The sequence below is a fragment of the Pseudomonas sp. NPDC008258 genome (assembly GCF_042956345.1).
Lineage (GTDB): Bacteria > Pseudomonadota > Gammaproteobacteria > Pseudomonadales > Pseudomonadaceae > Aquipseudomonas.
In genome coordinates this window covers 89,362-101,007 of the sequence record NZ_JBIBGE010000012.1, presented here as the reverse complement: position 1 = coordinate 101,007, position 11,646 = coordinate 89,362, and the positions used below count along the sequence as shown (strand labels likewise).

Here is an 11,646-nt window from a genome sequence, read left to right as displayed (position 1 = left end):
TGCCCGAAAGGGGCAACGAATACCTGATGGAAAGAATGACGACATGAGCGACCTCAAGACCGAATCGCAAGACCTGCAACAGGAAGAAAACGCCCTGATCGCCCTGCGCAAGGAAAAACTTGCCGCAGAGCGCGCCAAAGGCAATGCCTTCCCCAACGACTTCCGTCGCGACAGCTACTGCAACGACCTGCAGAAACAGTACGCGGACAAGACCAAGGAAGAGCTGGAAGCAGCCGCGATCCCGGTCAAGGTTGCCGGCCGCATCATGCTCAACCGTGGCTCGTTCATGGTGATCCAGGACATGACCGGTCGCATCCAGGTCTACGTCAACCGCAAAACCCTGCCCGAAGAAACCCTGGCCGCCGTCAAGACCTGGGACCTGGGCGACATCATCAGCGCCGAAGGCACCCTGGCCCGTTCGGGCAAGGGCGACCTCTACGTCGAAATGACCAACGTGCGCCTGCTGACCAAGTCGCTGCGCCCGCTGCCCGACAAGCACCACGGCCTGACCGACACCGAGCAGCGCTACCGCCAGCGTTACGTCGACCTGATGGTCAACGAAGAAACCCGCCACACCTTCCGTGTGCGTTCGCAGGTGATCTCGCACATTCGCAAGTTCCTCATCGAGCGCGACTTCCTCGAAGTCGAGACGCCGATGCTGCAGACCATTCCGGGTGGCGCAGCGGCCAAGCCGTTCGAAACTCACCACAACGCGCTGGACATGGCCATGTTCCTGCGTATCGCGCCGGAGTTGTACCTCAAGCGCCTGGTGGTAGGTGGCTTTGAGAAGGTGTTCGAGATCAACCGCAACTTCCGTAACGAAGGCGTCTCGACCCGTCACAACCCTGAATTCACCATGCTTGAGTTCTACCAGGCCTACGCCGACTACAACGACAACATGGACCTCACCGAGGAACTGTTCCGTGAGCTGGCGCAGCTGGTCTTGGGTAGCACCGATGTGCCGTACGGCGACAAGGTGTTCCACTTTGGCGAGCCTTTCGCGCGCCTGTCGGTGTTCGACTCGATCCTCAAGTACAACCCCGAGCTGACTGCTGCCGACCTGCAAGACGTCGACCGCGCCCGCGATATCGCCAAAAAGGCCGGTGCCAAGGTGCTGGGCCACGAAGGCCTGGGCAAGCTGCAGGTGATGATTTTCGAAGAGCTGGTCGAGCACAAGCTGGAGCAGCCGCACTTCATTACCGAGTACCCGTTCGAAGTGTCGCCGCTGGCCCGTCGCAACGACGAAAACCCGGCCGTTACCGACCGCTTCGAGCTGTTCATCGGTGGCCGTGAAATCGCCAACGCCTACTCCGAGCTCAACGATGCCGAAGACCAGGCCGAGCGCTTCCTGGCCCAGGTGGCCGAGAAGGACGCGGGTGACGACGAAGCCATGCACTACGACGCCGACTTCGTGCGCGCGCTGGAGTACGGCATGCCGCCGACCGCCGGTGAAGGCATCGGTATCGACCGCCTGGTGATGCTGCTGACCAACTCGCCGTCGATCCGCGACGTGATCCTGTTCCCGCACATGCGTCCGCAGGCCTGAGTGAACTGAACAAGCCGCCTTTCGAGGCGGCTTTTTCTTGCCTGAAGCATTATGTTGTCTGTACCGGCCCCTTCGCGGGCACGCCCGCTCCCACAGGTACAGCACAGGACCTGAACATTGTGCGGTCCCTGTGGGAGCGGGCGCGCCCGCGAAGAGGCCGGCACTGAAGAAACACTGCCCATGAGGTACCCCCCCGTGACACCCGCCATGCCTGACCAGGGCGCCGCCGGCATCGCCACCGCCGTCGCCGAAAGCGTGCAATACCAAGGCCGCAAGACTGCCCGCCAAGGCAGCGAACAGCGCCGCCAGCTGATTCTCGACGCCGCCATGCGCATTGTCGTGCGCGATGGCGTGCGGGGTGTGCGCCACCGCGCCGTGGCCGCCGAGGCCGGTGTGCCGCTTTCGGCCACCACCTACTACTTCAAGGATATCGAAGACCTGCTTACCGACACCTTCGCCCAGTACGTCGAGCGTAGCGCCGCTTACATGGCCAAGCTCTGGGCCAACACCGAGGTGGTGTTGCGCCAGTTGCTGGCCCAGGGCGACGGCAGCCCGCAGGCACGGGCAAGGCTGGCTGACGATGTGGCGCGCATGACCGCCGACTACGTACAGCGGCAACTGTTGACCCGCCGCGACTTCCTGATGGCCGAGCAGGCCTTCCGCCAGGAGGCGCTGCTGTGCCCGCGCCTGGCCGAATTGGTGCAGGCCCATGAGCAGATCTTGCTGCATGGCACCCGGCAATTGCTGCAGGTAGTGGGCTCGCGGCAACCGGAACAGGACGCCCAGATGTTGACGGCGATTATCGAGCAGATGGAATATCAGGGCCTGCTCAAGGATGCGAACGCGCAAGCCGATGGGCAGATGCTCGCTATGCTTACCCGATACCTGCAGCTGGTGCTGGCATCGGCCTGAGCCGAGACCGACTTTTCAAGGAGAACCTGATGAAAGCCTGGCGTGTGGTGCTGTTGACGCTGTCATTCCTGCTGCTGGGCGGTTGTCTGGTGACCTTCCATGAGCCCTTGCCCAGCAACCAGGCGGCGCCCAAGGCCCTGCTCGGCAAGTGGAGCAGCAAGGATGCCTGGGGCGAGCCGCTGAAACTGGCCATCAGCCGCAGCGGTGCGGATGCCTATAAGGCCGTTGCCACGGCAAAGGGCAAGAAACCCGAGGAATATGTGTTTACCGTGTCCCGCCATGGCAACCGCTGGTACCTCTCGGCCGGGGTGCCCAAGCGCCTGGGTGGCAACTTCCTGATTGGCGGCTTCGATATCGTCGATGGCAAGGAGCTGGTGCTCTACAACCTGGATGTCGAGCAGGTGCAGCAGGCGGTGGACAAGAAGGAACTGACCGGGCGCAGCACCGAGGTGCCGGAAGACAACGGCGACGGCGTACTGATCGACAGCCCGTCGGCGCGGGTGCTGGCTTACCTGGACGACCCGGCCAATTCCGACCTGTTTGTTGAAGTGGCGCGCTTCCAGCGCTCGGGCAAGTAATTGCCTGTGCCAGCCTCTTCGCGGGCTTGCCCGCTCCCACAGGTACGGCGCTGCTCTCGAATGTGGCGCCGCCCCTGTGGGAGCGGGCAAGCCCGCGAAGAGGCCGGCACAGGTTTCTTGTACTAGAAAGGAGTCCCCGGTGGACGAATACCAGCAAACCATCCGCGCCCTGTCCGACCGCATCGTTGCGGCGCAAACCCCGATCCGGGTGCTGGACGCGGTGAAGTGGGACGACAACATCCGCCAGGGCTTCCTCAAGGCCAAGGGCAAGGAGCCGCCGGCCGTCGACCGTGCCTATTACCAGTCGCGCCCGCTGTCGTTCGATTCAAGCGCGGTCAAGGCTGAGTTCCAGGGCATCGAGCGCGACATCATTCGCCAGCTCGGCCAGTTCAACCCGGTCGGGCAGATCATGAAGCGCATGTGCCGCGAATACCGCATGGTGGTGCGCATGCTGGAAGCGCGCGGCACCGAGGACTTCGGCCTGATCTCCCAGGAACTGTACGGCGCCGCTTCCGATGCCTTCCATGCCGGTGACCCGACCCTGGCCGACCTCGGCATGATGTTCTCCGACTACCTGAACAACATCGACGGCCGCGGCGACCTCAAGGACGAGCCGAAGAACCTGACAGCCAAAGAGGCCGTGGACATTCTCCAGCGCCGGCTGAACAAGGTGTTCGGCGAGGCCGAGGAAACCATTCGCGTCTTCGAGTCTGACGGTATCGTCGCCGATGCAGCGGCGGGTGCCGACTACATCAAGGTGCGCGCCGACGCCATGTTCAACGTCCGCGACGTGCGCGCCCTGGAGGTGCACGAGGGCCTGGTGCACGTGGGCACTACCCTGAATGGCCAGAACCAGCCGATTTGCACCTTCCTGGCCAAGGGCCCGCCCTCGTCGACGGTTACCCAGGAAGGCCTGGCCATCCTCATGGAAGTGATCGCTTTCGCCTCCTACCCCAGCCGCCTGCGCAAGCTCACCAACCGTACCCGCGCCATCCACATGGTCGAGGAGGGCGCCGATTTTCTCCAGGTGTTCAATTTCTTCCGCGAGCAAGGCTTCGAGATGGCGCAGAGCTACAGCAACGCCAGCCGGGTGTTCCGCGGCTCGGTGCCCAATGGCCTGCCATTTACCAAGGACTTGTCCTACCTCAAGGGCTTCATCATGGTTTACAACTACATTCAGTTGGCCGTGAAGAAGGGCAAGCTTGAACAGATCCCGTTGCTGTTCTGCGGCAAGACCACCCTGGAAGACATGCGCACCTTGCGCCAGCTGGTCGAAGAAGGGCTGGTCGAACCGCCCAAGTACCTGCCCGAGCAGTTCCGCGACCTTAACGCGCTGTCGGCGTGGATGTGCTTCTCCAACTTCCTCAACCACCTGAGCCTGGACCGTATTGAAGCCGACTACGCGAACATTCTCTGAGTACTGCCGCCTGCTGGCGCTTGGCTTGGTGTTGCTGGGCCTGGGCGGTTGCAGCAGCCTGCTGTTCTATCCCGAGCGTGGCCAGGCGTTCACCCCCGAGCGGGCGAAACTCGACTACCGCGATGTCACGCTTGTTACATCGGACGGCCTGCGCCTGCATGGTTGGTGGTTGCCGGCCAAGGCGGGCGTTGAAGTCAAAGGCACGGTGCTGCACCTGCATGGCAATGGTGGCAACCTGCCGGGGCACCTGGGCGGCAGCTATTGGTTGCCGGAGCAGGGCTACCAGGTGCTGATGATCGATTACCGCGGTTATGGCCTGTCGCAGGGCACGCCGAGCCTGCCGGAAGTGTACGAGGACATTGCGGCCGCCATGGCCTGGCTGGACCAGGCGCCCGAGGTCAAGGGCAAGCCGCTGGTGCTGCTGGGGCAGAGCCTGGGGGGCGCCATGGCCATCCATTACCTGGCGGCCCACCCCGAGCAACGGCAACGCTTCAGCGCACTGGTGTTCGATGGTGTGCCTGCCAGTTACCGTGCGGTAGGGCGCTTTGCCCTCAGCACGTCGTGGATGACCTGGCCGCTACAGGTGCCGCTGTCGTGGCTGGTGCCGGACGGCGATAGTGCAATCCGTTCGATCGAGCAATTGAGCAGCCCGCCCAAGCTGTTCTTCCACAGCATCGATGACAACCTGGTGCCGATGGACAACGGCATCCGCCTTTACCAGCACGCGCCACCACCGCGGGTGCTGCAACTGACCCGAGGTGGCCACGTGCAGACCTTCGCCGACCCCACATGGCGCCAGGTAATGCTGCGTTTCCTCGACGACCCCAGCCATTTCAACGGCCTTCGGCGGCTGGCCGAAGTGCCCAATTACCCTGACGAGAAGAACAAGCAATGAGTGAAGAACGCAACGCCATCCCGCTGATCCTGACCGGCGTCGGCAGCATCATCGTGACGGTGGGGGCCTTGTGGTACTACGGTTACCTGCATTTCGCCAAACCCGAGGATGCCCTGTTGTTGCAGGACTTCACCATGCTCAAGACCATCCCGGGCGAGGACTACAAGGTTTCGCTGGACCCGGCGCCGCAAGTGGCCCAGTGCGTCGATGGCGTGCTGGTGCTGTTCGACACCGAGCAGAAAGGCCTGACCGGCGTGCTGGTGGACAACCGCAAGCGTGCGGTGCGCTGCATGGGCGAGGAAACCCCGCAGCAGGTGCAGTGAGCCGGCATCTGCATAACCTGCTCCGGCCTCTTCGCGGGCTCGCCCGCTCCCACAGGGACTGCGTCTACTCGACGCCAGCGTAATCCCTGTGGGAGCGGCTTTAGCCGCGAAGAGGCCTGAACAGGCAAAAGAAAGCCCCGCATGGATCGCGGGGCTTTGTCATTTAAGTCAGCTGGTCTTACTGGCTGACCTGGCTCACCGTACGCGGTGCCACCGGCTGGTTGTCGTTGGAGATGGTCACCTCCACGCGGCGGTTTTGCGCGCGGCCCGAATTGCTGCCGTTGTCCGCTACCGGGTACTCCTTGCCATAACCCTGGGCGACGATGCGCGCAGGGTCTACGCCGGCGCGCACCAGCGCCATGCGTACCGAGCCCGCGCGGCGTTCAGACAGGCTCTGGTTGTAGTTGGCCGAGCCGACGCTGTCGGTGTAGCCCTCGACAATCACCTTGCGCTCAGGGTTTTCCTGAAGGAACTGGGCCAGCTTGGTGATGTTCGGGTAGGCGTTGCTCTTGAGTTCGGCCTTGTTGAAGTCGAACAGCACGTCACCGAAGGTGACCAGCGTACCGCGGTCGGTCTGCTTGGCGTTGAGGCTGTCCTGCAGCTTGGCGATCTGCGCATCACGGGCGTCCAGCTTGGCCTGGGCGCGCTGGGCGGCGGCATTTTTCAGCTCGCCTTCGGCGGTGCGCAGGGCGATGGTCTGCTTGGCCACCTCGACACGCTGGTTGGTCAGGTAGGCCAGCTGGTCGACCTTCTTCTGGTCTTCACGGTCCATGTAGGCCTTGTCAGCCTTGTTCAGCCAGTCCTGGGCGTCCTTGGTCTCCAGCGCCGCCACCTTGCTCGATTGCGGGTCGCTCTGCAGCGAGGAGAAGTTGGTGCGGGCCGCTTCCAGGTTGGCGTTAGGGTCGTGCGAGCAGGCAGCAAGGCCAACGCTGAGGGCCAGCAGGGCGGGAATCATGACGAAATTGCGCATAGTGTTCATCCTTTGATCGTGTGCGAAAGCAGAGGGTGGCGGGGCTGGGCTCACTGAGCGCTGCGCAGGCCTTCCTCACGTACGTCCTGAACGCCCTGGCGGGCATCCTGCACGGCCTTCTGGGCCTTGGCCGCCTGGGCTTTGCGTTCGGCGAGGCGTGCGTCCCACTCGGCTTGTTGGGCCAGCAGTTTTGCTTCGTCATACTTTTTGTCATGCATGGCGATTTCAGCCTGCTTGAACTTGTCCTGCGCCGCTTTCATTTCCACGGCGGCAAACTCGGTGCCGCCAGCGCTGACAGCGGAGTTCACGGCGGACTGGGTAACGGCATACTGCTCGGTTGGCGGGTTACCCGCACAGCCGGCCAGGACCAGGCTACTGCCCAGGGCCAGCGCGGCCAGCTTGAACCCGCGCACGTGAGTGGATGCCAGTTTGCTTGTGCGGGTTTTCATGGTGGTCAGCTCCATTGGATCACTCCTGATTACGACGATGTCCGTAGCAGTCCATCGCATATTCCCTGACAAAAACCGTGCGCTTCAGTTGAACGGTGCACAAGGGTAGGTGTGCAGGGTTTTAGCGTGATGGCTATTGGCTCCGACTCGAACGTTTTTCCAATGGTTCAGAAAAAAATGCCCCAAACGGGCAATTATTTCTGACTAATCGGTCAGTGAGGATTGGCTGGAACTTTCGCGTGCGGGAGCGGTATTCCGGGCCTTCAGCAGGCCCGGAACAGTGGCGCGGGGGTTATTTTTCGCTATCGGCAGGGGTGTTGCTCAGGCTGTGCAGGTGCTGGCGCGAGAGCGACAGAAAGCGTGGAGTAGGCCCTACATCTTCATACAGCGGGTCGCCTTCTTCATCGGTGGCGATGACCTGACGGCCCTGCACATAGGGGAAGCTGGCCTCAACCTCTTCAAGGGCGGCGGCTACCAGTTCGCCGAGCAATTCCTCGGCGGTGCGCTTGGGGTACATGTCGATCAGCGCGGCCAGGCGCGCCTCGGATTCCAGGTCAAGGTGCAGGACATGGCCCGTGCGGCTGAGGGTACCGGCGGCATTCTGTTCCCAGTGCTGGGCGAGTTCACGGATTTTCATGATGACCTCTGGTGACGCCTGCTAAGGCTGTATGGCATGGGAGTGCTGTGCGTTCATTTTAGTTTGCTTTGCCTGATCACGGCTTGCCATTGCCGCACGGCTGGGGGCACTCTTGGGTGAATGTCACGGCCCATTGTGGGAGCGGGCATGCCCGCGAACACCGGCGAAGCCGGTGCCAGCCACCGCGTTGGATTTTTCGCGGGCATGCCCGCTCCCACAGGAATGGCGTGGAGCCTGAAAGGGATGCAACGGAGAGAGGGCCAATGACCGATATCGATGTGCGTTTGCGTGAAGATGTCCATGTGCTGGGTGAACTGCTTGGGGAAACCATTCGCGAGCAGCACGGCGATGCGTTCTTGCAGAAAATCGAAGACATCCGCCACAGTGCCAAGGCCGACCGTCGTGGCCCCGGTGAGCAACTGAGTTCTACCCTGGGGGACCTGGCCGAAGAAGACCTGCTCCCCGTGGCCAGGGCCTTCAACCAGTTTCTCAACCTGGCCAACATGGCCGAGCAGTACCAGCTGATTCGCCGCCGCGACACCGGGCAGCCCGAACCCTTCGAGGCCCGTGTACTGCCCGAGTTGCTGGCACGCCTGAAGCAGGCTGGGCACAGCAACGATGCCCTGGCCCGCCAACTGGCCAAGCTGGACATCCAGCTGGTACTCACCGCGCACCCCACCGAAGTGGCCCGCCGCACCCTGATCCAGAAGTACGACGCCATCGCCGGCCAGTTGGCCGCGCAGGACCATCGTGACCTGACCCCAGCCGAGCGCCAGCAAGTACGCGATCGCCTGCGACGGCTGATTGCCGAGGCCTGGCACACCGAAGAAATCCGCCGCACCCGGCCCACGCCGGTAGACGAAGCCAAGTGGGGCTTTGCGGTGATCGAGCATTCGCTGTGGCACGCAATTCCCAGCCACCTGCGCAAGGTCGACAAGGCCCTGCTGGAGGCCACCGGCCTGCGCCTGCCGCTGGAAGCCGCGCCAATCCGCTTTGCCTCGTGGATGGGCGGTGACCGCGACGGCAACCCTAACGTGACTGCCGCCGTCACCCGTGAAGTCCTGTTGCTGGCCCGCTGGATGGCCGCCGACCTGTTCCTGCGCGATATCGATGCGTTGGCTGCAGAACTGTCCATGCAGCAGGCCAGCGATGCCCTGCGCGAACGGGTCGGCGACAGTGTCGAACCCTATCGCGCCGTGCTCAAGCAGCTACGCGACCGCCTGCGGGCGACCCGCGCCTGGGCGCATTCGGCACTGACCAGCAGCCAACCGGCCAGCGCTGAAGTGCTGGTGGATAACCGCGACCTGATCGCGCCGCTGGAGCTGTGCTACCAGTCGCTGCACGCCTGCGGCATGGGCGTGATCGCCGAAGGCCCGTTGCTCGACTGCCTGCGCCGCGCCGTCACCTTCGGCTTGTTCCTGGGCCGGCTGGACGTGCGTCAGGACGCCGCCCGCCACCGCGACGCACTGACTGAAATCACCGACTACCTGGGCCTGGGGCGCTATGCCGACTGGGACGAAGATCGCCGCATCGAGTTCCTTCAGGCCGAGCTGAAAAACCGCCGGCCGCTGCTGCCCGCGCATTTCAAACCGCAGGCGGATACTGCAGAGGTGCTGGCCACCTGCCGGGAAGTTGCCGCCGCGCCGGCTGCCTCGCTGGGCTCCTACGTCATTTCCATGGCCGGTGCCGCTTCAGACGTGCTGGCCGTGCAACTGCTGCTCAAGGAAGCCGGCCTGACCCGGCCCATGCGCGTGGTGCCGCTGTTCGAAACCCTGGCCGACCTGGACAACGCTGGCCCGGTGATGCAGCGCTTGCTCGGCCTGCCGGGCTACCGCGCCGGCCTGCGTGGCCCGCAGGAAGTGATGATCGGCTACTCCGACTCGGCCAAGGACGCCGGCACCACGGCCGCGGCCTGGGCACAGTACCGCGCCCAGGAAAACCTGGTGCGCATCTGCGCCGAACACCAGGTTGAACTGCTGTTGTTCCACGGCCGTGGCGGTACCGTAGGGCGCGGCGGCGGCCCGGCCCACGCGGCGATCCTGTCGCAACCGCCGGGATCGGTGGCGGGGCGTTTCCGCACCACCGAGCAGGGCGAGATGATTCGCTTCAAATTCGGTTTGCCGGGCATCGCCGAGCAAAACCTCAACCTGTACCTGGCCGCCGTCCTCGAGGCCACGCTGTTGCCACCACCGCTCCCGCAGCCAGCCTGGCGCGAGGTGATGGACCAGCTGGCTGCCGATGGCGTCAAGGCCTACCGCGGCGTGGTGCGGGAAAACCCCGACTTTGTCGAATACTTCCGCCAATCGACCCCGGAGCAGGAACTGGGGCGCCTGCCTTTGGGCAGTCGCCCGGCCAAGCGCCGCGCAGGGGGGATCGAAAGCCTGCGGGCCATCCCGTGGATCTTCGGCTGGACCCAGACGCGCCTGATGCTACCGGCGTGGCTAGGCTGGGAAACGGCCTTGAATAATGCCCTGGCCCGTGGCCAAGGCGAACTGCTGGCACAGATGCGCGAACAGTGGCCGTTCTTCCGCACCCGTATCGACATGCTGGAAATGGTACTGGCAAAAGCTGATGCGCAAATTGCCGAGGCCTACGACGAACGTCTAGTGCAACCGCACTTGCTTCCTTTAGGTGCATACCTGCGCGACCTATTGTCGCAGTCCTGCCAGGTGGTGCTGCGCCTGACCGGGCAGCCGGTGCTACTGGCGCACAGCCCCGAGACGCTGGAATTCATAAGCCTGCGTAACACCTACCTGGACCCGCTGCACCGCTTGCAGGCCGAGCTACTGGCCCGCTCGCGCAGCCGCGAAGCCGCTCTGGACAGCCCGTTGGAGCAGGCCTTGCTGGTGACCGTGGCGGGTATTGCCGCCGGCTTGCGCAACACCGGCTGAGTGCGCACACAGGTTGCCCTGAATGAGTGCCGTGCAGGCCATGCCGGGGCAAGGGGAGGGTGGTTGCGCCGGGCGCAACCGCCTGCCCGGTCAGCCTCAAGTGGCGCATTCCTGCAACTTTGGGACGCTTGTCTGGCTGCCGGGCGCTGTGTATCTTGAGCAGCCTTCTGACCGATTTATGGTCATACCCGATTTTCCGGACTTGGCCCTGGCTGCCGAATCCATTGAATTTCATAAAAAAATTTGAGGAGCACGAGATGCGCGTAATTCTGCTGGGAGCTCCCGGGGCCGGTAAAGGTACTCAGGCAAAGTTCATCACCGAAAAGTTCGGTATTCCACAGATCTCCACCGGTGACATGCTGCGTGCCGCCGTCAAGGCCGGTACCCCGCTGGGCCTGGAACTGAAGAAAGTCATGGATGCCGGCCAGCTGGTGTCCGACGAGCTGATCATCAGCCTGGTCAAGGAGCGTATCGCCCAGCCGGATTGCGCCAACGGCTGCCTGTTCGACGGTTTCCCACGCACCATCCCGCAAGCCGAAGCCATGGTCGCTGCCAATGTCGGCATCGACGCCGTGGTCGAAATTGCCGTGGATGACGAAGAAATCGTTGGCCGCATGGCTGGCCGCCGCGTGCACCTGGCCTCGGGCCGCACTTACCACATTCAGTACAACCCGCCGAAAGTGGAAGGCAAGGACGACGTCACTGGCGAAGACCTGATCCAGCGCGACGACGACAAGGAAGAAACCGTTCGTCATCGCCTGTCGGTCTACCACACCCAGACCAAGCCGCTGGTGGAATTCTACCAGAAGCTGTCGGCCGCCAATGCCGGCAAGCCGAAGTACAGCCACATCGAAGGTGTCGGTTCGGTCGACGCCATCACTGCCAAGGTCCTGGCAGCCCTGAGCTGATCAGCGCCTGACGCACATCGACAACGGCCCGCTTGTGGGCCGTTGTTGTTTCTGAAACGCACCTTGGCTGCCTTGACACGTTCCCTGTGGGAGCGGGCGTGCCCGCGAAGAACCCAACGC

The 11,646-nt window shown here is 63.4% G+C and carries 12 protein-coding genes; 9 read left to right on the top strand and 3 right to left on the bottom strand.

Annotation, left to right across the window (positions count from 1 at the left end; genetic code table 11):
- The first annotated feature begins 43 nt into the window (after positions 1-43).
- From lysS to ACFY9W_RS12185, 6 genes are all read left to right on the top strand, one after another.
- Positions 44-1,546 carry a lysine--tRNA ligase gene (gene lysS, locus ACFY9W_RS12210; RefSeq protein ID WP_391130290.1) on the top strand — a complete coding sequence of 501 codons (1,503 nt, stop codon included), beginning with the start codon at positions 44-46 and terminating at the stop codon, positions 1,544-1,546.
- Between the two features lie 207 nt (positions 1,547-1,753).
- The gene (locus tag ACFY9W_RS12205) at positions 1,754-2,458 is read left to right on the top strand and encodes a TetR family transcriptional regulator (protein WP_391130459.1); all 705 of its coding nucleotides are present in this window, start codon (positions 1,754-1,756) and stop codon (positions 2,456-2,458) included.
- 29 nt (positions 2,459-2,487) lie between these two features.
- Positions 2,488-3,036, top strand: coding sequence for a hypothetical protein (locus ACFY9W_RS12200; RefSeq protein ID WP_391130287.1), 549 nt, complete (start codon positions 2,488-2,490; stop codon positions 3,034-3,036).
- Between the two features lie 139 nt (positions 3,037-3,175).
- Entirely contained in the window at positions 3,176-4,453 is a 1,278-nt protein-coding gene (locus ACFY9W_RS12195; RefSeq protein WP_012270793.1) for a flavohemoglobin expression-modulating QEGLA motif protein, read from the top strand.
- Positions 4,425-5,348, top strand: coding sequence for an alpha/beta fold hydrolase (locus tag ACFY9W_RS12190; RefSeq protein ID WP_391130284.1), 924 nt, complete (start codon positions 4,425-4,427; stop codon positions 5,346-5,348). The genes ACFY9W_RS12195 and ACFY9W_RS12190 overlap by 29 nt, the downstream gene beginning before the upstream one ends.
- On the top strand, positions 5,345-5,671 hold the full coding sequence (locus ACFY9W_RS12185; protein WP_300025053.1) for a hypothetical protein: 327 nt from the start codon (positions 5,345-5,347) through the stop codon (positions 5,669-5,671). The genes ACFY9W_RS12190 and ACFY9W_RS12185 overlap by 4 nt, the downstream gene beginning before the upstream one ends.
- Positions 5,672-5,849: 178 nt before the next feature.
- Here the strand turns inward: ACFY9W_RS12185 and ACFY9W_RS12180 are convergent, their stop codons facing one another.
- The 3 genes from ACFY9W_RS12180 to ACFY9W_RS12170 all read right to left on the bottom strand — a co-directional run bounded on the left by ACFY9W_RS12180 (position 5,850) and on the right by ACFY9W_RS12170 (position 7,727).
- A complete protein-coding gene (locus ACFY9W_RS12180) occupies positions 5,850-6,641 on the bottom strand; it encodes an OmpA family protein (RefSeq protein ID WP_391130280.1) in 792 nt (263 codons plus the stop codon).
- A 50-nt stretch (positions 6,642-6,691) separates the two neighbouring features.
- Positions 6,692-7,105: a DUF4398 domain-containing protein gene (locus ACFY9W_RS12175; protein ID WP_391130278.1), complete on the bottom strand. Its 414-nt coding sequence runs from the start codon at positions 7,103-7,105 to the stop codon at positions 6,692-6,694.
- 277 nt (positions 7,106-7,382) lie between these two features.
- Positions 7,383-7,727, bottom strand: a complete 345-nt coding sequence (locus ACFY9W_RS12170; protein ID WP_391130276.1) for a pilin assembly protein — start codon at positions 7,725-7,727, stop codon at positions 7,383-7,385.
- Between the two features lie 263 nt (positions 7,728-7,990).
- Between ACFY9W_RS12170 and ppc the strand changes: the two genes are divergently transcribed.
- The 3 genes from ppc to adk are packed head-to-tail and all read left to right on the top strand — an operon-like array spanning position 7,991 to position 11,526.
- Complete coding sequence (gene ppc, locus ACFY9W_RS12165; RefSeq protein ID WP_391130273.1) at positions 7,991-10,618, top strand: phosphoenolpyruvate carboxylase; 2,628 nt, start codon at positions 7,991-7,993, stop codon at positions 10,616-10,618.
- 22 nt (positions 10,619-10,640) lie between these two features.
- A complete protein-coding gene (locus ACFY9W_RS12160) occupies positions 10,641-10,865 on the top strand; it encodes a hypothetical protein (RefSeq protein ID WP_391130270.1) in 225 nt (74 codons plus the stop codon).
- A gap of 10 nt (positions 10,866-10,875) precedes the next feature.
- Complete coding sequence (gene adk / locus ACFY9W_RS12155) at positions 10,876-11,526, top strand: adenylate kinase (RefSeq protein WP_391130267.1); 651 nt, start codon at positions 10,876-10,878, stop codon at positions 11,524-11,526.
- Positions 11,527-11,646 lie beyond the last annotated feature (120 nt).

Bases quoted from the DNA above. Each gene is read 5' to 3' on its own strand.
- lysS (WP_391130290.1), top strand. From the start codon at position 44: ATGAGCGACCTCAAGACCGAATCGCAAGACCTGCAACAGGAAGAAAAC.
- ACFY9W_RS12205 (WP_391130459.1), top strand. From the start codon at position 1,754: ATGCCTGACCAGGGCGCCGCCGGCATCGCCACCGCCGTCGCCGAAAGC.
- ACFY9W_RS12200 (WP_391130287.1), top strand. From the start codon at position 2,488: ATGAAAGCCTGGCGTGTGGTGCTGTTGACGCTGTCATTCCTGCTGCTG.
- ACFY9W_RS12185 (WP_300025053.1), top strand. From the start codon at position 5,345: ATGAGTGAAGAACGCAACGCCATCCCGCTGATCCTGACCGGCGTCGGC.
- ACFY9W_RS12180 (WP_391130280.1), bottom strand. From the start codon at position 6,641: ATGCGCAATTTCGTCATGATTCCCGCCCTGCTGGCCCTCAGCGTTGGC.
- ACFY9W_RS12175 (WP_391130278.1), bottom strand. From the start codon at position 7,105: ATGGAGCTGACCACCATGAAAACCCGCACAAGCAAACTGGCATCCACT.
- ACFY9W_RS12170 (WP_391130276.1), bottom strand. From the start codon at position 7,727: ATGAAAATCCGTGAACTCGCCCAGCACTGGGAACAGAATGCCGCCGGT.
- ppc (WP_391130273.1), top strand. From the start codon at position 7,991: ATGACCGATATCGATGTGCGTTTGCGTGAAGATGTCCATGTGCTGGGT.
- ACFY9W_RS12160 (WP_391130270.1), top strand. From the start codon at position 10,641: ATGAGTGCCGTGCAGGCCATGCCGGGGCAAGGGGAGGGTGGTTGCGCC.
- adk (WP_391130267.1), top strand. From the start codon at position 10,876: ATGCGCGTAATTCTGCTGGGAGCTCCCGGGGCCGGTAAAGGTACTCAG.